The following is a 22,273-nucleotide window of genomic DNA, read 5'->3' as shown; positions in this document are numbered from 1 at the left end:
TCCTACCTATTACTTTAATAATTTAATGTTTCTTCAAATAATTTTGCCAGTTATTCTCACGATTACGATTATCAGCCATAACTCCTTCTAAGTCATGAACCTGATATGGTTCTTCTAAATGAGAAATTTCTTGATCGGTTAAGTTCAATTCCAGTGCTTTTTCTAAAGCCTCTAAGTGATGAACCTTAGTTGCACCAACGATTGGAGCCGTAACTTTAGTTTTTAGCCAAGCAAGAGAAACAGCCGCCATTGGCACATTATGCTTTTCGGCAATTTCTTCAACCCGATCAATAATTGGTTTATCAATTTGAGTATAACGCCCATATTTATCTTTTTCTGAGAAAAGATCCTGCTTTCTTCTGGCAGTTTGAGTACCAAAAGGATGAGCCAATCGACCACTAGCAAGTGGACTGTATGGAGTAATACCTAAATTATCTTCATGAGCAAAAGTAAATAGTTCTCTTTCATCTTCTCTATAAATCAAATTATAGTGATCCTGAATAGAAATAAATTGAGGATATCCTTTTGCCTTCATATAATTATTCATTTGAGCAATTTGCCAAGCATAAGCATTGGAAATACCAATATAACGAGCTTTTCCTTGCTTAACAACTTCATTCAAGCCCTCGGCAATTTCTTCCATTGGAGTAAGCCAATCCCAAATATGGTAAATATATAAATCAACATAGTCCATATTTAAATTTTTCAAACTTTGATTCAACGAATTGATAACGTGTTCTTTACCAGAAATATGATTATCGATTTCATCTTGTGTTCTTGTGGCAAATTTAGTTGCAATAACTACTTTATCACGATCAGCAAATTTATTAATTGCGTTGCCTAAAATTCGTTCACTTGCACCGGCTTGATAAGCTGGAGCTGTATCAAAGAAATTTAAGCCTAAGTCTAAAGCTTTTTGAATTACTTGATCTGCTTGTTCCTGACCAACAGTCCATGAGCGATCATTAACGCCGTTTCCTGAACCTTTACCGAAACCCATGCATCCCAATGCAAATTGCGAAACTTTTAAATCTGAATTACCTAAATTATTATATTTCATAATTGATTGCCATCCTTCTAAACAACCATAATCTTATCTTCACTTAAAACTATAAAATAGGTTATAATTTATGTGAAATACTTTGTATATGTGCTTAATTATAAATTTTAGTTATGGTATTAATATGGAACTCAGACTACTCAGATATTTTTTAGCTGTATGTGAAGAACGTAATTTTACTAGAGCCGCTGATAAAATGCATGTCTCACAACCAGCTTTATCAAAACAAATTAAAGATTTAGAAGACGAACTCGGTGTCAATCTATTTATCCGTGAACACCGTAAGGTTTCTTTAACCCAAGAAGGCTACTTTTTACGTGATCGTGCACAAGATATTTTAAATTTAACCGATGCCACCGAAAAATCATTGCAAAAAGATAAAATTATTTCTGGCGTTTTGAGAATCGGTGCTGGTGAAAGCCCGCTATTAAATAAAGTAATGAAATTATTAGGTGAAATTGCTATTAAATATCCTGATGTACAAATAGATATTGATGATGCCAACGGTGATGAAATCGAAGAAAAAATCAATAATGGCATTTATGACTTTGGTATTATCATGGGCAACCGTGACCTTAGTAATTTTGAAAGCCTAATTCTACCAGAAAAAAATAAATTTGTAGCCTACTTTGACCAAAGCTTGCCTTTGGCAAAAAAGAAGGAAATCACTTTACATGATTTAATTGATTATCCAATTGTTATGAGTAAGCAAAGTGGCTTCCTACAAAAATTAAAAACTGATTTAGGTAATGATGCTGATAAATTAAAAATTATCGCTAAATCTAACCTATTGTATAATTCCTCTCTTCTTGCTCATGAAACAAACTCAATTTTGATTGGTTATAGAGATTTATCGGCAATTAAAGATCCTAACTTTGTTATGCGGCCTCTTTCACCTGAAATTTGGGATCCAATGATCTTGATTTGGAAAAAGAATTCAGCGATGTCTAACTTATGTGCCAAGTTTTTAGAAGAGTTAAAAGCACAAATTAAGGCGTAAATAAAAGCTCTAGAAAATTCTAGAGCTTTTTTCTTTATTCAGAATATTTTTCAATACCGTTTTTCAAACGATTCATACCATCTTTGACCATTTCTAACGGACACGCTAAATTCATTCTCAGAAAATCATGCCCATTTCCACGATATACGCTTCCTGCAGAAACAATCAAGCCAGTTTCTTTACGTAAAAAATCAGCTAAATTTTGTGAATCATCAGTAATTTCACTAACATCAAGCCAAATTAAGTAGGTAGCACTTCCTGAAACAGACTTGACTTGTGGAATATGCCTTTTGATAAATTTTTCTGTATAATCAAAATTCTCATTCAATTGTTTGAGTAAGCATTGGCGCCATTCATGACCATGTTCGTATGCCGCAATTGTTCCTGGAATTGCTAACAAATTTGGTTCGGCAACTTCATCACTATTTAAACCACGATTTACCATATTTCGAAGGTTTTCATTAGGAACGATAGCCGTAGCAGCGTGAAGTGCTGCAACATTAAATGTCTTACTTGGTGAAACAAGTGAAATCACATTATTACGCGCACTTCCTTCTACAGAAAAAATTGGCGTATAATCATTTCCTTTACGAATCAAATCACCATGAATTTCATCGGAGAGCAATACAACATGATGCTTATAACAAAGATCGGCAATCTTTTGCACTTCATCTTTCGTCCAAACTTTACCTGTTGGATTATGAGGATTACAAAAGATCATCAAAGTTGTTAACGGTAAAGCCAATTTTTCTTCTAGATCTTTCCAATCGATCTGATAACTTTCACCATTAAATACTAAGTCACTGGACAAAACATGGCGACCATTATTTTCAATTGAATTATAAAAGATATTGTAAACAGGTTCTTGTACTAAGACGTTATCACCAATATGTGAAATTCGACGTACAATCGATGAAATTGCAGGTACAACCCCTGTTGTAAAAACCATCCATTCATTTTTTGGACGATGATTGTGTTCTTTTTCATACCAATCAGCAACAGCATTGAAGTAATCTTCGCCTGGCCATTCATACCCAAAAGCACCCAATTCAATTTTGCGCTTCATTGCTTCCATAATTTCAGGAGCGGTTTTAAAATCCATATCTGCAATCCACATCGGCAATTCGTTAGTTTTTACATCCCATTTAACTGAATCTGTGTCCTTACGATTGGGTACAGTTACAAAATCATATTTCATATTTATCACTAATCCTTTGGAAGTTGATTTTGATCTGAATGATTTGTCTTCACATCGATCTTATCACAAACAATCTCCGTCTTGCTTGGATCAACTTTATCAGCATCCATAATCAATTCACCAATTGCTGGTGCAACAATTTTTCCAGAAATAGGATTCTTAACACTTTCGATTTTTGTTGTAATTTCTGCATCAATATTTGAAACATATTCAAAAGCTAAGTCAGTATGAATCAAGCTGGTATTTTTCATTTCAAGATGATCAATGTAATTAAGTCCCTGATCACTTTCAATCTTACAATTGATAAATTTAATATTTTTGGTATTCCAAGCTAAATATTCTCCATCGATTGTTGAATCATAAATAGTCACATTATCACAATTCCAAAATACATCTTTAGAAACAAACGTAGAATTGTGTACTTCAATATTTTTAGCACCATCAAAACAATAATTACCAATAATGCTTACATTATCAAGGTAAATATTTTCACTATCTTTACCAAAGTAATCACCGTTGATTTGAGTGTTGGTAATTTTAATATCTTTACAAGTCCACATTGTTTCTTCCGCATCAGAGAAATGAACATTGTCTAAAGTAATACCTTCTGCTCTTCTGAATAATTTTGGCGCTTGCAACGCAGAATTTTTAATAGAAATATTCTTGGTATACCAAATACCACTGCGTGACATAGTTTCAAAAGTAGTATTTTCCACTTCGACATTTTCATCGTACCAAAGTGGATATTTCCATTTAAAAATTGAATCCGTAAGTTTAATATTTTTAGCTTCTTTAAGTGGCGATTCACCATGACCAAAAGTAATGCTATTAAGTTCTGCATCTTCAAGACCATAAAGAATACGTTCGCCTTCAAAGTAATGATTATTAATTGCTTTCATATGGTTAATTCTTTCTATATTAATAATAAAAGTTGTTTGCTCTACTTACTTAAAATTATAAAGCTTATTAGATATTATGTTTAATACTTAATTTTTCGCGATATCTATAACTTTTATGTATGAAAAAAGATTACGTCACAAGACGTAATCTTCTAATTATTATTAATTTATATTACTTCAAATTTTCCTTAAAGAAGCTTTCAAACTTATCAAATGGAATCTTATCCATTTGGTCATATAAGTCAACGTGTGTAGCATCTGGCACGATTACTAATTCCTTAGGATCATTCATCTTTTCATATGCTTCTTCAGCCATGTAACGTGAGTGTGCCTTTTCACCAGTAACAACAAGCTTAGGAGCAGTAATTTTATCAATTCTTTGTTGTAATGGGAAGTTGTAGTAACCCCATGGAGTCAAAGCATCCCAAGCACCATTTGAGTTAACTGAGCGTGGGTGGAAAGCACGACCAACATAGTAGTTAAAGAAATCAGTAGTTACAGGATCTGCACCTTCAGGCAAAGTCTTGCCAAACATCTTATCCCAGTAAATTGGCTTGTTGTTTTCATCAAAGGCTAATTCATGAGGACCGTTAACTTGACCTTCTTCAGCTTCCTTCCAACGCATGTCAGCTAAGTACTTCTTTTCAAGCTCACATTGTTGCTCAGTCTTAGAGTTGTTAAGACCATCCCACATTGATTCTGACATATCGTACATAACGCTAGTAGCAACGGCCTTAATACGAACATCAATTGAAGCAGCAGTTAAAACGTGTGAACCAAGGCCACAAATACCGATCGCACCGATTCGTTCACGATCAACAAACTTTTGCATACCTAAGAAGTCAACGGCTGCTGAGTAATCTTCAACGAAGATATCAGGAGAAGCCATGTTACGCTTCTTGCCTGAACTTTCACCAGTAGTTGAGTTGTCAAAAGCAAGAGTTACAAAGCCACGTTCAGCTAAAGTTTGTGCATATAAACCACTTGATTGTTCCTTAACAGCACCAAATGGACCTGAAATAGCAATTGCGGCATACTTCTTGCCATCTTCAAAATCCTTTGGCAAGTAAAGATGACCAGCTAAAGTAAAACCATAACGATTATCAAAGCGGACATTTTGTACTTCAATACTTGGATCAATCTTAAATACTCTTGTATCGTTTGCTAATTTTGTCATATTTTTTCCTTTCTTATCTATCATTTTTTAATTAAAAATTATGTCTTCAAATTTATTAATTAAATTATATGGATTTCCAATTAAAATGTTAAATACCTATTTCATTTGGTATATTATAGGTATTAACTATAGGAGGAATAATATGGATGTTAGAGTATTACGCTATTTTTTAGCAGTTTGCGAAGAAAAGAATTTCACTAAGGCTGCACAAAAATTGCATATTGCACAGCCTTCTTTATCAACCCAAATTAAAGATTTAGAAAATGAACTTGGCGTAGATCTTTTCATTAGAAATCATCGAAAACTAGCCTTAACCGAAGAAGGATATTTTTTAAAAGATCGTGCTCAAGAAATTGTTGCCTTAACGGACAATACAACTTCATCCCTTGAAAGCAGAAAAGTTGTTTCGGGAACTTTAGCAATTGGTGCAGGTCAGACTTTAGCCATGCGTCATATTATGAAAATTATTGATCATATCTTATGTGCTCATCCTGATGTTCAAATAAGGATTATTGACGCTAATGCTGATGATGTAGAAGCTCGAGTTAATAATGGTACGCTTGATTTTGGCGTTGTTATGGGCGAACGTCCTTTAGACGATTTTAATACTTTGGTTTTGCCAGAAAAGAATCAATTCGTTGCTATTTTTAATAAAAATTTATCTTTAGAAAAAAAGAAAACCGTAACTCCGGCAGATCTTTCGAATTATCCAATTATTTCATCCAATCAAACCTTGGTTAGCGATAAATTCAAAAATTGGTGGGGTAACAATGATGTTAAAAATCCCGTGAATTGTAATTTGAGTTTTAACTCTTCCTTATTAGCTGAGCAAGGACATATGGTTCAACTTACTTATGCCGGACTTTTAGATAAAGGGTTAGATAATAACTTAGTTGCACGCCCGCTTGAGCCTGAAATATTTGATCCTAATATTGTCATTTGGAAGAAAAATATTAAACTTTCCAATTTAGAAAATTTATTTTTAAATGAATTAAAAAAATCATTAAAAGGAGAACATCATGAAGCAGGCATTAACTAAAAAAGTTCCATGATCGAATTATTTTATGACTTGGTCTTTGCATACATGATTTCGCAAGCTACCGAGCTGCTACACAATCTTCAGCACGGCATTGTCGGTCTCAATTCATTTTTACTATTTTTCTTAGTCGTTATTGTCTTCATCAATTCTTGGATGATTCAAAGCGTCTTTACTAACCGTTACGGTCAATCTAGCTGGACTGATATTACTTTTTATTTTGTTAACATGATCATCCTTTTGTTTATGACCAATTCTTTTTCAGTGACAGTTTTTAAAAATCTTAGAATTTTCTTTGTTGCAGCTGGCTTGCTCTCTTTAACTTTGGGGATACAGTATTTATTCATTTATTTCAAAACAAATGAAATTATCGATAAAACAATAAGTATAACTTTTTTCAAAATCACCATGATCAGGACTGTTTTTCTATTTATCGGTGGCTTCTTAAACAATTTATTTGGTTTTATTATCGCTTTATTAGGAATTCTATTTAGTTGGATCTTGCCTGCTTTTACTGGAAAAGTTACTAAAAAGCATCCGATTATTTTTAGTCATTTGCTTGAACGGTTAACACTATTGATCATTATTACATTTGGTGAAATGATTATTGGAATTGCTGATTACTTTAAACCGGCTTCTTTCTCAATTTATTCTATTATTGTGTTTCTAATCGTAGCAGGACTGTTTTTCTCATATATCACTGAATTTGATCATTTAATTAACGAAAAACAAGACAATACAACTGGGAATTTATTGATCTACTTACATTACTTTATTTTATTTGGATTAAGCTTAATGACTGTTACTTTAAAGTTAGTCAATGAACCTGAAACCAACATGGTATTTGCTAACAGTTGCCTTTATGGCGGGATGCTTTTATTCTATATTGGTTTGTTTTTAGCAAATACTTACAATGCCGAGCGCTATAAGTTTAAATTAAACGAGGGAATTATAATTATTTCTTTAATTCTCATTGGATATATGATAAATATCTTTACTCTAAAGTTTGAATGGATCGTCATTTCATCGGCAATCGTTGTACTTCTCAATTCAGCTATTCTAGTTAAAAAATTATATCAAAATTAAGTTATTACAAAATCAAAAACCGTAAAGGCTATTATAGTCTTTACGGTTTTTTGTATTCTTAATTTCCCAATGGTGTTCTACAAATACCAAAATCAATATGTTCTTTTTTAGAAATTTGTTTCTTTATATATGGAAGTGGTGAATTACTAAAAATTTCATCAATCTTAATTTGTAAATCATCATAATTATCATTCACATCTTTATTCAGCAAAGCACTGAACCATTGCTCAATTTCTTTTGGATATACGTTGCCCGCAATTGAAGACAAACTGTTATAGCCAAATTTAATTTTGGATTCTAGCTCTTTTTCACCGCCAATATAATAATTTAAAGATTTAGTAACACCTTTCTTTATTTCTGAAATTTTATGAGGATCGCCAGCCTCTTTTAACCCCACTATTAAATCATTATCATTCACAATTTTTTCAAAAGAATCAACAGATAGATCAAAGCCTGTTCTTAAAGGATTATTATAAATAATTGCTGGCTTACCTGCCGCACTTATTATTAAATGGGTATATTTTAATGCCTCATCTTGTGTTGGCAATATATAAGGTGAATATCCTATCAAAATTGTTGAGACTTCTGGAGTATCATGGACTTTTTTAGCAAGCTGTATAGCCTCTTTTTGTCGAATACTAGATACACCAAATATCAAATTAAAATCCTCATTTAAGTTCAAATTTGATAAACAATCTAATAGTTCAAATTTTTCCTTTAAAGTTAATGAATGCTGTTCACCCGTTGACGCACAAACTAAAACAGATTTTATTCCAATATCATTTAAATATTGAATATGTTTAATAGTTGCTTCGGTATTTAGATCTTCATTCTTGTCAAAAGCTGTTGGTACAGCAATATGATAATTTTCTAATAAACTCAAATTTCATACTCCCTTTAGTGTAATTTGGAATAAGTATAGCATAGCAAAAAACTCTAAAGTCAGAATCTAATCTAACTTTAGAGTTTTTGTATAAATTACATTAAATATTACTTTAATCTCAATTCAACAGTGGCTTCAGCGCATTTGTCAGAAACCATCATATCAATTGGGTATTGACCATGATACTTCTTTTCATATGCATCAGTTACAGACTTAATTTCTGCGGGATCATCAACAGCTACGTATTCAACTTCATAGTTTTGACCATCAAGTTCGATTGCTCCGCCATTCTTCAATCCTGATTTATACCATTTGCTTTCCTTGCCTTTTCCGGCACGAAGATAAACTTTATCGTTATCAGTTACAACCCAAATTGGATAATCTTGAAATGAATTTCCTTTATCGTCATTAGGGTGATTTTGTACAGTAGTTACTTCATTTAATTTATCCAAAACATCTTTAGTCCAATTTTTCATAATATATTATTTCCTTTCAAAAAATTATTTATCTTCTCTCATATCTTGTTCCCAGCTACCAATAGTATTTACGCCAGCTTTATCAGCAACTTCTTCTAAAGTTTCAATTTCTTCGGTAGTTAAATGACTTTGCGCAACGCCGGCAGCATCATCAACCTGTTTCACCTTGGTTACACCAATAATTGGCAAAGCACCCTTAGCTAAAGCCCAGGCCATCGCTGTTTGAGCAGTACTTAAGTCATGTCTTTGACCAATTTCATGCAATGTGTTAATCAAATCAGTCAATTGTGGAAGCTTATTATTATAAACGTGCGCTCTTACACTGCCAGCTGGGAATGGATTATCAACGTTATACTTTCCAGTAAGCGCACCTTGCTCCAATACCATGTATGCAAAGAAAGTAATATCATTTTCTTTACAGTAATCCAAAATTCCGGCTTGTTCAGAAGTTCTATCCAAAAGACTTAAGTGATTTTGAACTGCATCTAACTTAAATCCTGCTTCACCCAAGATTTCTTGAACGCGTTTAATTTCAGTTAAAGTATGGTTGGAAACTCCAACATGCTTAATCTTGCCTGATTTAAGCAAAGGAATAATAAGTGGCGTCCATTTTTCAACATCCGCATCATTGTGAATCCAATAATAATCAATGTAATCAGTATTGAGACGTTTTAAGCTACCGTTAAACATTGATTCAATAGGATTTTCACTATTATCTGCCATTTGAGGAGTAAATTTTGTAGAAATCACTAGCTCTTCACGTAGCGTATTTTTCATTAAATTGCCAAGTAAAGTTTCTGAAGCACTATTACCGTAAGCAACGGCAGTATCCCAGAAGTTCAAACCATTTTTAATGGCTTCATCGTAAACTTCTTGAAAGTGTGCTTGATCATAATTATTTCCAAAGTATGAATTGTTGTCGCCCCAAGCCCATGCACCTAAGACTACTTTTGCTTGTTTTGTCATATACATCACCTAATCATCTAAAATTTTATATTCTTCAAAATAAGATTTATTCTTTTTGATTTCACCAGATTCATAAAGCGAAATCTTATGCTTTAGTCTTTTAATTGAACGATTTAAATTTTTCTTCTTTATTTCTAACTCATCAAGTTGTTCTTTTAAAAGATCTTCCCTTGCCTGTAAAGTTGAATCACCTTCACGAAGCATGTCAGAGTAATCAATTAATTTTTCAACGGGGACACCAGAGTGACGTAAACAAACAATCATTTCAATCCAGCCTTGCATCCCTTCGTTATAATAACGATTGCCATTTTCTTTTCGAGGTACCTCAGGCAATAAACCAATTCGTTCATAATAACGTAGCGTATCAGGTTTAAGATCATATTTTTTGCTTACTTCTGTGATAGTTAAATTTGTCATCTTCTTGCCTCCAGAAAATAAGATATCACTTGGAGTTAACTTCAAGTCAACAAATAAACTAAAAAAACTTATATTTTTATTCAAAAAAATAAGCAGATATTTATCTGCTCATCCTTTCTATCTCCATAAGAAGTTAACAATTGCTTGGTTAACTTGACGATTATTATGCAACTTGCTATGTTGTGCATTTTTGCCACGAATCATTAATTCACGATATGACTTAGCACGACCATTAATAAGATATCTAAGTGAACGCGCTGAAGCATTCGAAACTGGACCATCAGAATTAGTTCCATCTTCACGGTTACCAAATATGTTTAAAACACGTGTATTTCTAGGAAATGTTTTTCTCAATGGAAGCAATCCGCGATATTCAGGTCTCATAAAGCTTGGCTTTCCAGTTTTCTTATCAATCTTTAATTGATTTGGCTTGTCATTTTCACCAATAATTCCATCATAGTGGCCAGCCATTGAAATAAAGTGATTTACCTGAATCTGTTTTTGCAATTCTGGATAACGCTTAAAGTAATATGCAACTTCCAAGTTTCCCATTGAATGAGCCACAATATTGATCTGATTGTAGTGATACTTGGAAGTAACTTTTTGGATGACGTTTTTAACATAACGTGAACCTGCATTTTCATATGCTCTGACATAATCGCCTTGATAACCGCTGAGTTTATTATCATCAAAATTAACTTCAATTATTGGATTACGCGCATTTTTATTAAGTCTTCCATGTAAAATAACTTTTCCACTTCGGGTTACATTTGCTCTAATTACACTTTTGGTAACACCAGCATGTTTAATTGCCTTTACCATATCTTCTTCAGCATGATAACTACTGCCCCAACCATGAAAAAAGAAGGTTGGAACTGTTCTTGATTCAACTTTAACTGATGCTATTTCTTGAACTTCATTTTGCTTTGAATAATTTTTAAAAATGAAAATTCCTGCGATAATTGCTACCACAGCAATAGCTATTGCAATTATTGAATAATTTCTCTTTCTCATAAGTTTCCCCTCTTAAATGAATTTAGCTAAATTCTACTAGCAAGAATAATCAATGTGAAATATAAATAAATATGCATGTACTATAGCTTTTAGATATAGTAATAATTATTTAACCTTGGTGATTCGTACACGAGTATGATTTGGCATATTTGAAATCACTCTTTGATAATTTTTAGAGTCAAATTTACCAATAATATGAATACCTGGATAAAAATCAACATGACCATAATAGAAAATAATTCTGCGATCTGGTGACCAATAACCAATAGTTCCCTTATCTCCGGCATGTCCACTTGGCATTCCCTTTGTTGACAAACTATAATTCAAATCTGCCATTTTTTCTGAATTGTTTCTAGGGAAATCAACAAAGGTCAAAGTCGTTGGTAACTTCTTTGAAAATGCTCGAGCTGCGCTTGAATTATTCAAATGTGCGCGTACAGTATGACCATTAATCTTAATTTTTAAATTTGTTCTGCTTACTTTCTTTCTAGACTTAACCGGCTTTTTTTTGCTTTGTGCAGAAACAGATGATGAAATCTTTTGAGAAGAATTATTATTTTGCGAGCAACCTGCTAATGTTATTAAACCTACGGCTACTATAGCTGTTAACAATTGCTTTTTCATTTTTATTTTTCCTTTCTATTATTTGAAGATATTGTATATCTAAGCCACAAAGCTCCATTGCTACCAACTATTGCTTTTTTCAACTTTAATCCAATTGCATGAGGATCTTTTGTATATTTAGAATTAAAAACTTGAGCTGTTAACGGATTACCATCAAAACTTGGCGCTACAACCAATAAAATCTCATCAACTAATCCTTGATCAATAAAACTCCAATTAAGTATTCCGCCACCGCCTAACATCAAATTACGTCGATCATAAATCGTATATAATTTGTTAAGAATTAACTCAAAGTCGATTTCATCTTTTCCACAAATAAGATATGGAATTTTTCTTTTCTTAAGAAAATTCTTGTATTCATCACTTGCCCTATCTGTCAAAATTTCAATTACATAAGCTGTTTGACCTGCATAAGAGCAAGTATTCTTTTCCCAACCAATTTTTCCAGAACGATTGACAGAAGCATAGTAAAGCTTTTGACCTTTATTTATAAGATAGTCGCCTGCTTCAACGGGAGTATGATCACTTAAATCTGGTTTTTTATTCTGACCAAAGCCCTCTTGAGCAGTAATTCGACCATAAATCCATCCGTCAAAATGAAAACTATTATTTGAATTATTATTAAAACCAGTACTTTCAAATAATTTCCCAGCGTCCTTGGCTTCTAATGATTTACCAAATTGGCCAGTTATTTTTCCATCCAAGGAAGTAAAAATGTGAAGCGTAACATGTGGTCTTTTCATATTAAACTCCTAATCTAGCTTAGTAATAGTAAGACTACCCTTTAACTTTTGAATATTTTCTTTACCATTAATAACTTTACCTAAACTATATAATCCACCAGCCGGACTTGTAGCTTTGTAGTACATAACTACATCTCCCCAAGGTGAGTAGTAACATAAGTCACCTTTTTGCGGATCTGCTAATTTAGTATCTGTTACATTCAATTTTTTATCAGGATAAAAAATCTTTTCATTGTCACCAAAATTATCTACATCTAAAGTAAGTGGCAATTGTTCAATTAAAGTTTTCGCAGCTGGGCTTTCATTTAATTGAAAGTCAATTTTTAAATCATTATTTTGTACTCTAATTTGCATATTTAAGACTCCTTTGTCGATTTCATATTCTAATTTACTAGCTTTAACATAAGGTGTGAAATATTTATAACTAAGTAGCCATGCTAACTTTTAGTTATAGCTAAAAAGAGATTAATTCATAATAGAATTAACCTCTTTAGATAATATTCACTTTTTAATTAATCGCTAACTTTAACGTATGACTTAATAGTCTTACGATCGGCCATATCTTGGTACGCATCATTAATTTCATCCAAAGTATATTCTTTAGTAAATACCTTACCTGGATTAATTTGGCCATCAAGAACTGCTTTAAGCAAAATTTCCTTATCGTAAGTAGTTACTGATGCTGGACCTCCAGCCAAAATCTTGTTTTGGTAGAAAGTTTCGGCAGGATTAATCTTGCTTCCATGAGGAAGACCAACTCTTCCGATGATTGAACCTGGACGGCCAACCTTCATTGCCTCATCGCTAGACATTTCTGTACCTACACATTCAAGAACAGCATCGGCACCACCATTTGTTGTTTCAAGTAATTTCTTAATGCCTTCTTCACCACGTTCAGCAATATTTTCAGTTGCACCAAATTCTTTAGCCAAAGCTGCACGGTCGGAGTGGCGTGAAGTAGAAATAATTCTTTTGGCACCACGCATTTTAGCTGCAATAATTGCACATTGACCAACGGCACCGTCACCTAAAACAATGACAGTATCACCTTCTTTAACATTGGCAACGCGAGCTGCATGGTAGCCAGTTGCCATAACGTCGGCCAAAGTAAGAAGTGACTTAAGCATTCCTTCACTGTAGTCGCTTGGCTTGCCAGGAACTTTTACTAATGCCCATTGACCATGTTGGAAACGAATGTATTCAGCTTGATCACCATCACTAAAGTTATCAGTATGATCCATGCAAACACCGTCAAAACCAGCTAAACATGCTGGGCAGTGTCCACAACCATGAGTAAATGGAGCAATAACGAAATCACCGGGTTTAACAGTTGTAATATCCTTACCAACTTCTTCAACGATACCGATTGCTTCGTGACCTGAGTTTTCTGAGTTTGGAGCTGCTTGATCAAAATCACGGTATGACCATAAGTCTGAGCCACAGACACATGCTTTAACAACACGAATAATTACATCATCATCTTTTTCAATTTTTGGCTTTGGCATATCTTTAACTACCATTTGGCCAGCTTTTTCAAATCTTGCGTCTTTCATGGAATTTCCTTTCATCTTCTACATCTTATCTATATTATTAAATAAAATAGAATAGAACTGAAATACTTATCATTAAGCAACAGCTATTCTTTTTAGTTATGACATGAATATAGACAACTTTTAATCAAATATTTAAATAAAACTTATCTTAATAAGGTTATTTTGTACACAGTTATAACGTGTTATAATTTTTATAAAGATTATTTTGAAAGAAGTGAAATATATGAAAGAATTAAAAGTACGGAAAATTGGTAATTCTGTTGGTAGTATTTTTCCAAAAGAATGGCACGTAGAAGAAGGCGCAAAGTTAAAATATAAAATTGACAATAAAAATCATCAAGTAATTATCAACCTCGAGCCCGAAAATATTAAACATGATCGAAACTTAATTGAAAAAAGCTTCGAAGATTTTGATAAAGGTGATTGGATTTCTGATAAAGAAATGAAAGCCCAATTTGGCAAATACGGTTGGGGTAAATAATGTACCAAATTCAATACAGTAAAAGTTTTGCTGCGTCTTTGAGTAAAACAATAAATTATTGGGAAAAGCAATTGAAATTATCGGATAAAGCTATTACCAAATACGTTTCTCTTATTTATCGCAATATTAATTTATTAAGTGAATATCCTTATATTAGTGAAGACGTCAGCAAAAAATATCATTTTAATAAATCAACTTATCGGATTACAATTGGCAATCAATATTGCATCTTTTATCGTGTTGACGAACATAAAAAAATTGTACAAATCGGCAGTTTATTCAATAATCGACAAATGCGTATTAAATTCTAAAATGAAAACTAAGGAAGTTTAACCACTACCCAATTATTTTTTATTATGATGAAAAACCTCGACTTAGATTTTTTGATATAGTCCTACTTTAGTAGACAGTACAAATATATAAACTGTACTATCTATGAAAGTAGGACTATATCATTTCTAAATCGAGGTTTCATTCGTGTTCACAAAATTATTAATAATAGATAAAATTTATAAAGTTTTAGATGTTAGATAATGCATCATCAATTGGCATATCGCCACTACGCATCATAATTACTTTTCCAACAGTATTATCATGCTTCAAAATTTCAGCTAAAGTTTTTGCCACGTCAGGAATTGGATTACTTGTAACTCCAGAAACATCCAAGCTAATTTTGCCTGTTGCTGGTTCTTCAGTTAAATTAGTTGGTTGCAAAATAGTATATTTAAGATCACTTTGATTTACCAAATAATTATCAGCAAAGTATTTAGCAACATTATAATCCATTATTTGATTCAATCCATCAAGATTCCATTTTTCTGGTTGAAGCGCAAAAATTGAACTAAGCATAATATATCTTTCAATGCCTAGCTTCTTGGCAGCCTGCATAGTCTTCACAGCACCAAAAGCATCGGTTTGAAGCAAATCTTTACCACGAGAACCAGCTGTAAAGTAAACAGCATCGCTACCCTTCATTAATTCAGCAATTTGATCAACATCAGCATGTAAATCCATATGAACAGGACGAACGCCATCTAAATTAATAATATTGTCTTCATGACGAGCTCCTGCCACAACAGTATTTCCATCAGCAACCAAATTCTTAATTAATTCAGTTGCTACACGACCTGAGCCACCAGCTACAAAAATTTGCATAATTTGCCTCCTTACAATAAATAAGATCTATAAATATAGAATATCTTACTTTTTGTAAGCTATCAAATGATATGTATTATATTAAGGCGATGAATTATCGCTATTTTAACATCTTTACCATATTATATGTAGTTTCATCTTCAGGCGTTGGGATATCTTCGGCCTTTCCTTCATTAACGTAACCATTTAGTTCATAGAATGGTATCAGCTTTGTTAAGCAAGTTAAAGAAATTGCCTTCCTACCTTGTTTTCTAGCTACCTCATCCATCTTCTTCAATAAATGACTCGCAATTTTATGATGGCGATACTTTTCGTCTACGACTAGAGATAAAATCATTTGGTATTGATCAACATCACGATTAGGATGATTTTTGAAATAGATTTCGTCTTCAATATAACGTTCAGAAAATGCTGGTCCAAAGGTATAACCTACAACTTGATCACTTTCTTGATCTTCAGCAACTAAAAAGGTATCAGGATAATTTTTAATACGGCCAATCATATCTTTTTCGGTCATCTTTTTACTCATATGAAAAGCTTCGGCTTCCAAATCAACGATTGTACTTAAATCTTTTTCTTTAACGTTTCGATATATTATTTTCATTATTATGACTCCGATGTTTTTGATGCTGATTATATCAAAATTCACCTAGAACATGTTTCTTAATTCTGATATTTTCTCATCAAAAAATGTTCCATTGATTCTGGTTCGTGTCCAGTTATATGGGCAAAATCATCACTTAAACCATGCAAATAGCCCATTGCTCCTCCAGCATACATTGAAGCAAGCTCATTTCCGTCACCTTCAGAAGCATAAATTTTCCCAAATTCTTCAACACTAACAGGATGGTAGCCAATTTCATGACCTGTAACTTTTGTCATAATTTTTCCGAGTTCAAGCATCGTATACGAGCGACTTTGAGTTAAAAGATACATTTTTCTGCTTTTCAAAATTTCATTATTTATAGCCATCTTGGCCATTGCTTCTGCAGAGTCTTCTATGCTAATAAAACTCATTTTTTGATTACCAACCGGATAAATTAAGCCTTTACGTTCAATTAGCTCCGGCAAATATGGTATTAACGGATCGGCATACAAACTATTTTTTGCAATTGCGTAATTTAAATTTGTTCCAGCGAGGCGTCTTGGTAAATATCCATAAAATGGTGACATTACAAAGGGATTATCTTCTTGATCCGCAATAAAACTCATCGCAACTATATTTTTAATATTATTTTCTTTCATTGCTGCTAAAACATTTTCAAGTTCACGAACACGGTCAAAGACTGAGTAAGTTTTGCTTGCTACATAAATTAAAGTATCGATGCCTGCAAAAGCTTTATTTAAAGTCTCTGCTTTTTGAAAATCGATTTCTCTAACTTGATACCCATTTTCAATTAAATTTTGTGCATGATTTTTATTATGAATTAACGCAATAATGTTTTCCTTTTTCATATTTTTGCTTAATTCTTCAATAGTTTTACTCCCTAAGTGACCTGTTGCACCTGTTACTGCAATTCTCATCTAATCATCCCTTCTGTACATCTAACCAATCGCTAATAATAATATTTTTAAGTAATTTTAAAATCCAAATAAAAATTAAGGTTAATGCTACAGTAAGAATCGTTCCCCATAAAATTGGTACAAGTCTTCCTGTTTGCAATCCTTCAAACATCAAATCGCCAAGTCCACCTGCACTGATTGTCGATGCAATTGTAGCTATCGCCATCGTTGAAGCTAACGCAACCTGCAGACCTGAAAAAATCGCTGGCATCGCGAGAGGAAGTTGAACTTTCATAAAAATTTCTCGCCGCGTCATTCCTAGTCCCTTAGCAACATCAATATATTCAGGATTTACTTCTCGAATTCCCGTAATAAATGTTCTAAGCAAAATATATTCGCTATAAAAAGCTAAAACGATAATTGCTGTTGTTTCTCCCAATCCTGTAATTGAAATTAAAAGTGCAAAAAAAGCATAACTTGGAACTGAATATAATAAGGAAAAGAAATAAATTAAACAATTTAACCAATTCTTTTTTCTCAAAAATAAGGCAATTAACAAAGTTGTTACAACAAACGATATCAACAAAGAAGTTAAAACCATCTGGCCATGTTCAACAGTTAATTGGAACATATTTTGATAATTTTCTTGCCAATATTTAATCACTTGAATTGCTCCCATAATGATTTATTTTGATTAACGGTCGACAAAAGCTGTTTAATATAGTCTGTAGCAGGTTTAGATACAATATTTTTGGGTGTATCTAATTGCTCTATTTTGCCATGATTCATAACCATCACTCTATCGCCTAAAAACAAAGCTTCATTAATATCATGAGTTACGAAAAAGAAAGTTTTATCATTTAATTTTTTATGCAAGTCCTTCAATTCGTGTTGTAATTTTTGACGAGTAATCGCATCAAGTGCGGAAAATGGTTCATCAAAAAGCATAATTGGCGGATTGGTTGATAAAGCACGCGCCACCCCAACTCTTTGTTGCTGACCACCTGACAGTTGAACAGGATAGCGATTTTGATATTCTTCGGGTTTTAAGCCCACTAAATTAAGTAAACTTTTAATAGTATTCGTAATTTTCGCTTTATCCCATTTAAGCAAATTGGGCGTTACCGCAATATTTTGGGCAATTGTCATATGTGGAAAAAGTCCAATTGATTGTACAACATAGCCAATATGGCGACGAAGATCAACCAAATTACAACTTTTTACATTATTTCCATTAACAATTACATCCCCGACTGTTGGCACTTCTAAACCATTAATCATCCTCAATGTTGTGGTTTTGCCTGAACCCGATGATCCTAAAACTGTTACAAATTCGCCCTTATTAATTGAAAAATTAAGATCAGAGATTACATCATTTTTTCCAAATTTTTTATTTACGTGTTCAAATTTAATAATTTTTTTGATCATTTTCTCTAACCTTTCTAATTAAAAAATCCATTAATATCATTGATAAAAGCGATAGCATTGCCACGCTGACTGCACCAATTACAACATATTGCATTTTATAAAGACCTAATCCTGTAAAAATCAAAGTCCCTAATCCTCCGGCACCAATATACGTTGCCAAAGTCGCACTTGAAATAATTTCAACGATTGCCAATTTAATCCCATTCAAAATATATGGCAAAGCTAGCGGCAGAGAAATTTGCTTTAAAAGTTGTATTTGCGTCATTCCCAAAGAAAGTCCTACTTCTTTTAAAACTGGTGAAACTTCGTTAAAACCTAAAATGGTATTAACAATTAATGGAGGAAGCGCTAAAACAACTAAAGCAATTAAAGCTGGAATAATCCCAGTCCCCATAAATGGGATCAAAATAAATAGTAAAGCCAAACTTGGAATAATTCTAAGAAGCTGACTAAAAGTTTGACAAAATGTAGCAACAATTTTATTTCTTGATCCTAAGTAGCCAATTGGCAAAGCAATAATCAATGAAATACTTAGAGCCGTTAAACTAATAAATATATGTTGACCAACATAACCCCAATATTCAGAAGAAGAAGTTTGAAAATAATGAATAATTTGTGTTAACATTTTTCACCTTAATAATTTTTATCGATCCATTTTTGAGCAACATTTTGATAACTTTGACCTTCAACATCCACCTTTTTATTAAGTTGTTGCAACTCAGAAGTTGTAAGCTTTCGATCAATTTTATTCAAAATATTTCTAATCTTTGGATTTTTCTTTAAAGTTTGCTCTCGGACTAAAGGCACCAAATTATAAGCCGCCCAAAACTTTTTATTATCTTTCAACACTTGATATTTTTCTGTCGCAAGTTGTCCTTCCGTAGTTGATGCAGGAGTAATATCACCTTCATCTTTATCTAAAATTTGATATTTCAAACTTGGATCATAAACTTTGTGACTCTTAAAATTAAACTTGCCATATACTTTAGTTAACCCAGGAATGCCATCTTCGCGTTTATCAAACTCTCCTTGTGATACAAAACGAATTTTATCGGCATTTTTTTGCAAATCAGAAATTGTCGTAATTTCATATTTGCTTGCTATTGAAGTACGAATTGCAATTCCTTGAGCATCATTACCAGGTGCGTAGTTCAAAGTAACTAAATTTTTATGGAGCATCCCGCGACTTGCCATATCGTTAACTTCATCCGCATTTTTACCAATAATATTTTTATTCAAATATGTCGAAGCAATCGTCCCTGTATATTCAGGATAAAGATCTATTTGCCCTGTTTTTATCGCTTGATAAACCACAGAACTAGAAATATTAGGTTTAGTCTCTATCGAATAACCCTCTTTTTTTAATGCATCCGTCCAAATTTGCATAACAATTTTACTTTCGCTAAAATTTTTTGAGCCAATAACTATTGCATTTTTACTTTGAGAGCTTTCATTCTTTTTCGTCCAAATAACTATCCCAATTATTGCTATAATAATTATGATTAAATTAATAAGTGACCATATTTTCTTTTTACTCATATTTTTCTCCATATGTAATTATTGATGTTACATATAATTTGCTTGTGTATTTTAATATAGTTCTATAAATATGGCGTGTCAATCAATTTGCACATTTTGCTTGTAATTTTTATAATTACATCATGTAGTATAAACGGAGATGATTTAATGAAAATTTCAACACGATTTAGTGATTCAATTCATCTATTAGCCTTTATTAATATTTATTCAGGAAAAATTCCTCTTTCCAGTGAAAATATTGCCTCTAGTATTGAAACATCCCCTGTTATGGTTCGTCGCTTGATGGTGGAATTAAAAAACGCGGGTTTGATTGAGACAACACACGGGATGCCAGATCCTAAATTGGCTAAACCGGCCGATCAAATTTCTTTATTAGATGTCTATTTAGCCATTGAAAAAGATAAACCTCTATTTGAAATCGACCACAAAACAAATCCTCAGTGTATTGTTGGTGGCAATATTCAAGAAACTTTGAAAGAATATTATAGTCAGGCAGAAGTTGCTGCTAAAGCCAAGCTTAATAGCACAAAACTTTCTGACGTAATTGATAGAATTTTAGTAAAGCAAAAAGAAAAAGAATTTAGACAAACAAATAAGGAGTAGTGTAAGATCACTACTCCTTTATTTTTTATTAAACTACTATATTTTACCTTACCTATTCATCGTCCTGCAAATCCTCTATCCTTATCAATTGATTTGTTTTTAAAAGCTGTTGATTCTCATATTGCTTTTTAGTATAAATAATCTCATCTATTTTTTGACTAAGATATTTTTTAGGAAAGAAAGTTACCGAAGTTTGATGGAAACGAATGAATCCAGAAAGAAGCTCTGACAAATTGTCTTTAATAATTTCACAAATTTCTTCAGATCCTTCAAATTGATAAATAACGGGATTCTTAGAAAAGGATTGTTGGAAATTCTTTTCTATCACTCCGGCTGAAAAAAGCAGTTTTGTATGATTATTATTTAGAAAAATAGCATAATTTAAATCAAGAAAGCCTGCATAATTTTCACCGAAACCACTATCTTTAGATTTACTCATAAATATATTTTGACCGAAATATTTATGACACAGTTTATTAAATTCCTTTAGTCCGTTCCCTTTAGGTAAACATTTATTTAGCTTGCCTTCGACATCATTAAATACCTTCTGAGGATCTGAGCCTTTTGAACGAACCATTAAATAAATATCGTTTAAACTGTACTTCATTTTGGAAGACATGTCGATCATATCTAATGCATTAGAAATTAATTGAAGATTAATTATTGGCGATTCATCAACTGCTTTTAAAAAGGATTTAACTTTCGTTTTTTCTACGTTTTTATCAAACAAATTTAATTTGAATTTAGTAGCCTCTGCTGACGGTAAAACACGCAACGGAGTCCTTGTAAGGATCGCAAATTTTTCTGGATTTTCCAAATCAAAAATAATCATTTCATTGTTAACAGATTTACGATCTTTATATAAATTACGAATTTCCTTTTCTTTTTGTTCAAAAACAGGATCTTGTCGTAATTGCCTATTATCGTATTCATGCCAACCTTTTCCATCACATTTTCCGCTAACTATAATTTCTTTTTTAGTTTTAAAGTTTTTATTTAACATAATAAATCCAACTTTATGATCAGAAAATGTAGATACTAGGAGACCCTTTTTTCTATTTTCTTTAAACCACAATTCACGAATAGTTGTATTTAATTCTTGTATAAGTTTTGAAGGTTTACGTTTAAGGCTTCTCTTTAAATCGCTATATTTTCTTTCCTTGATATAGAAGAAATCAGATAAATCAATATGCTGAACTGCATATGAATTAATTTTATCAAAATAAGTATCATAAACTTTAAGTTGTGGATTTTCATTAACTTTACGCAAATGTTTTTGCATACTTAAAAAATAATTTTTATGAGGAACAAATACAAGAGCTGGAAGAGTTGAATCTATACTTTTTTCATCATCCACAAACTTGAAATCAACCTTTTTTTCATAAAGATTAATATCATTATCTATTAATTCTGCTACAAATTCCTTAAGGTC

27 protein-coding genes are annotated in these 22,273 nt (G+C 32.3%); 6 read left to right on the top strand and 21 right to left on the bottom strand.

Features of this window, described 5'->3' with window-relative positions:
- Positions 1–22: 22 nt before the first annotated feature.
- The gene (locus tag JCM6256_RS04465; protein WP_025080584.1) at positions 23–1,060 is read right to left on the bottom strand and encodes an aldo/keto reductase; all 1,038 of its coding nucleotides are present in this window, start codon (positions 1,058–1,060) and stop codon (positions 23–25) included.
- A 124-nt stretch (positions 1,061–1,184) separates the two neighbouring features.
- Between JCM6256_RS04465 and JCM6256_RS04460 the strand changes: the two genes are divergently transcribed.
- On the top strand, positions 1,185–2,060 hold the full coding sequence (locus JCM6256_RS04460) for a LysR family transcriptional regulator (RefSeq protein WP_025080583.1): 876 nt from the start codon (positions 1,185–1,187) through the stop codon (positions 2,058–2,060).
- A gap of 34 nt (positions 2,061–2,094) precedes the next feature.
- Here the strand turns inward: JCM6256_RS04460 and JCM6256_RS04455 are convergent, their stop codons facing one another.
- From JCM6256_RS04455 to JCM6256_RS04445, 3 genes are all read right to left on the bottom strand, one after another.
- Positions 2,095–3,258 (bottom strand): MalY/PatB family protein, encoded by a 1,164-nt coding sequence (locus JCM6256_RS04455; RefSeq protein WP_025080582.1) that lies wholly within the window; start codon positions 3,256–3,258, stop codon positions 2,095–2,097.
- Between the two features lie 8 nt (positions 3,259–3,266).
- Positions 3,267–4,157, bottom strand: a complete 891-nt coding sequence (locus JCM6256_RS04450) for a DUF3737 family protein (protein ID WP_025080581.1) — start codon at positions 4,155–4,157, stop codon at positions 3,267–3,269.
- 172 nt (positions 4,158–4,329) lie between these two features.
- Complete coding sequence (locus tag JCM6256_RS04445) at positions 4,330–5,334, bottom strand: alpha/beta hydrolase (protein WP_025080580.1); 1,005 nt, start codon at positions 5,332–5,334, stop codon at positions 4,330–4,332.
- A 142-nt stretch (positions 5,335–5,476) separates the two neighbouring features.
- On the opposite strand from JCM6256_RS04445, the gene JCM6256_RS09760 reads away from it, so the two are divergent.
- Both JCM6256_RS09760 and JCM6256_RS09755 read left to right on the top strand, forming a co-directional pair.
- Complete coding sequence (locus tag JCM6256_RS09760) at positions 5,477–6,373, top strand: LysR family transcriptional regulator (protein ID WP_035438294.1); 897 nt, start codon at positions 5,477–5,479, stop codon at positions 6,371–6,373.
- A 9-nt stretch (positions 6,374–6,382) separates the two neighbouring features.
- On the top strand, positions 6,383–7,456 hold the full coding sequence (locus JCM6256_RS09755; RefSeq protein WP_035438293.1) for a low temperature requirement protein A: 1,074 nt from the start codon (positions 6,383–6,385) through the stop codon (positions 7,454–7,456).
- A 58-nt stretch (positions 7,457–7,514) separates the two neighbouring features.
- On the opposite strand, the gene JCM6256_RS04430 is transcribed toward JCM6256_RS09755, so the two are convergent.
- The 9 genes from JCM6256_RS04430 to JCM6256_RS04390 form a co-directional block, all read right to left on the bottom strand.
- Entirely contained in the window at positions 7,515–8,339 is an 825-nt protein-coding gene (locus tag JCM6256_RS04430; RefSeq protein WP_025080579.1) for a dihydrodipicolinate synthase family protein, read from the bottom strand.
- Between the two features lie 107 nt (positions 8,340–8,446).
- On the bottom strand, positions 8,447–8,815 hold the full coding sequence (locus JCM6256_RS04425; RefSeq protein ID WP_025080578.1) for a DUF2255 family protein: 369 nt from the start codon (positions 8,813–8,815) through the stop codon (positions 8,447–8,449).
- A 24-nt stretch (positions 8,816–8,839) separates the two neighbouring features.
- Complete coding sequence (locus JCM6256_RS04420) at positions 8,840–9,781, bottom strand: aldo/keto reductase (protein ID WP_025080577.1); 942 nt, start codon at positions 9,779–9,781, stop codon at positions 8,840–8,842.
- Positions 9,782–9,790: 9 nt separating this feature from the next.
- Positions 9,791–10,198, bottom strand: coding sequence for a MerR family transcriptional regulator (locus JCM6256_RS04415; protein WP_025080576.1), 408 nt, complete (start codon positions 10,196–10,198; stop codon positions 9,791–9,793).
- A 117-nt stretch (positions 10,199–10,315) separates the two neighbouring features.
- On the bottom strand, positions 10,316–11,212 hold the full coding sequence (locus JCM6256_RS09750) for an alpha/beta hydrolase (RefSeq protein WP_025080575.1): 897 nt from the start codon (positions 11,210–11,212) through the stop codon (positions 10,316–10,318).
- A 105-nt stretch (positions 11,213–11,317) separates the two neighbouring features.
- The gene (locus JCM6256_RS10355) at positions 11,318–11,836 is read right to left on the bottom strand and encodes a cyclophilin-like fold protein (RefSeq protein WP_025080574.1); all 519 of its coding nucleotides are present in this window, start codon (positions 11,834–11,836) and stop codon (positions 11,318–11,320) included.
- A 2-nt stretch (positions 11,837–11,838) separates the two neighbouring features.
- Positions 11,839–12,579, bottom strand: coding sequence for a dihydrofolate reductase family protein (locus tag JCM6256_RS04400; RefSeq protein WP_025080573.1), 741 nt, complete (start codon positions 12,577–12,579; stop codon positions 11,839–11,841).
- 9 nt (positions 12,580–12,588) lie between these two features.
- Positions 12,589–12,933 (bottom strand): cyclophilin-like fold protein, encoded by a 345-nt coding sequence (locus tag JCM6256_RS04395; RefSeq protein ID WP_025080572.1) that lies wholly within the window; start codon positions 12,931–12,933, stop codon positions 12,589–12,591.
- A 158-nt stretch (positions 12,934–13,091) separates the two neighbouring features.
- Positions 13,092–14,132, bottom strand: a complete 1,041-nt coding sequence (locus JCM6256_RS04390; protein ID WP_025080571.1) for an alcohol dehydrogenase catalytic domain-containing protein — start codon at positions 14,130–14,132, stop codon at positions 13,092–13,094.
- Between the two features lie 223 nt (positions 14,133–14,355).
- Between JCM6256_RS04390 and JCM6256_RS04385 the strand changes: the two genes are divergently transcribed.
- A complete protein-coding gene (locus tag JCM6256_RS04385) occupies positions 14,356–14,613 on the top strand; it encodes a hypothetical protein (RefSeq protein ID WP_025080570.1) in 258 nt (85 codons plus the stop codon).
- On the top strand, positions 14,613–14,924 hold the full coding sequence (locus tag JCM6256_RS04380) for a type II toxin-antitoxin system RelE/ParE family toxin (RefSeq protein WP_025080569.1): 312 nt from the start codon (positions 14,613–14,615) through the stop codon (positions 14,922–14,924). The genes JCM6256_RS04385 and JCM6256_RS04380 overlap by 1 nt, the downstream gene beginning before the upstream one ends.
- A gap of 208 nt (positions 14,925–15,132) precedes the next feature.
- Here the strand turns inward: JCM6256_RS04380 and JCM6256_RS04375 are convergent, their stop codons facing one another.
- The 7 genes from JCM6256_RS04375 to JCM6256_RS04345 form a co-directional block, all read right to left on the bottom strand.
- Positions 15,133–15,771, bottom strand: coding sequence for an SDR family oxidoreductase (locus JCM6256_RS04375; RefSeq protein WP_025080568.1), 639 nt, complete (start codon positions 15,769–15,771; stop codon positions 15,133–15,135).
- A gap of 97 nt (positions 15,772–15,868) precedes the next feature.
- Entirely contained in the window at positions 15,869–16,372 is a 504-nt protein-coding gene (locus JCM6256_RS04370) for a GNAT family N-acetyltransferase (protein WP_025080567.1), read from the bottom strand.
- 59 nt (positions 16,373–16,431) lie between these two features.
- A complete protein-coding gene (locus JCM6256_RS10510) occupies positions 16,432–17,292 on the bottom strand; it encodes an SDR family oxidoreductase (protein ID WP_025080566.1) in 861 nt (286 codons plus the stop codon).
- 4 nt (positions 17,293–17,296) lie between these two features.
- Positions 17,297–17,935 (bottom strand): ABC transporter permease, encoded by a 639-nt coding sequence (locus JCM6256_RS04360; RefSeq protein WP_025080565.1) that lies wholly within the window; start codon positions 17,933–17,935, stop codon positions 17,297–17,299.
- Positions 17,932–18,699, bottom strand: coding sequence for an ABC transporter ATP-binding protein (locus JCM6256_RS04355; protein WP_025080564.1), 768 nt, complete (start codon positions 18,697–18,699; stop codon positions 17,932–17,934). Before JCM6256_RS04355 ends, JCM6256_RS04360 begins: the two co-directional genes overlap by 4 nt.
- Positions 18,680–19,324 (bottom strand): ABC transporter permease, encoded by a 645-nt coding sequence (locus tag JCM6256_RS04350; protein ID WP_025080563.1) that lies wholly within the window; start codon positions 19,322–19,324, stop codon positions 18,680–18,682. Before JCM6256_RS04350 ends, JCM6256_RS04355 begins: the two co-directional genes overlap by 20 nt.
- A gap of 8 nt (positions 19,325–19,332) precedes the next feature.
- Complete coding sequence (locus tag JCM6256_RS04345) at positions 19,333–20,238, bottom strand: glycine betaine ABC transporter substrate-binding protein (protein WP_025080562.1); 906 nt, start codon at positions 20,236–20,238, stop codon at positions 19,333–19,335.
- Between the two features lie 147 nt (positions 20,239–20,385).
- On the opposite strand from JCM6256_RS04345, the gene JCM6256_RS04340 reads away from it, so the two are divergent.
- Positions 20,386–20,841, top strand: a complete 456-nt coding sequence (locus JCM6256_RS04340) for an Rrf2 family transcriptional regulator (RefSeq protein ID WP_025080561.1) — start codon at positions 20,386–20,388, stop codon at positions 20,839–20,841.
- 52 nt (positions 20,842–20,893) lie between these two features.
- Here JCM6256_RS04340 and JCM6256_RS10645 read toward each other — a convergent pair.
- Positions 20,894–22,273, bottom strand: a 1,380-nt coding sequence (locus JCM6256_RS10645; RefSeq protein WP_035438292.1) for a hypothetical protein, incomplete at its 5' end; no start/stop codon positions are given.

Origin of the sequence: Lactobacillus hamsteri DSM 5661 = JCM 6256 (genome assembly GCF_000615445.1) — a bacterium.
Taxonomy (GTDB): Bacteria; Bacillota; Bacilli; order Lactobacillales; family Lactobacillaceae; genus Lactobacillus; species Lactobacillus hamsteri.
Note: the sequence above shows the minus strand (reverse complement) of the source record. Positions and strands in the feature narration are given on the sequence as shown.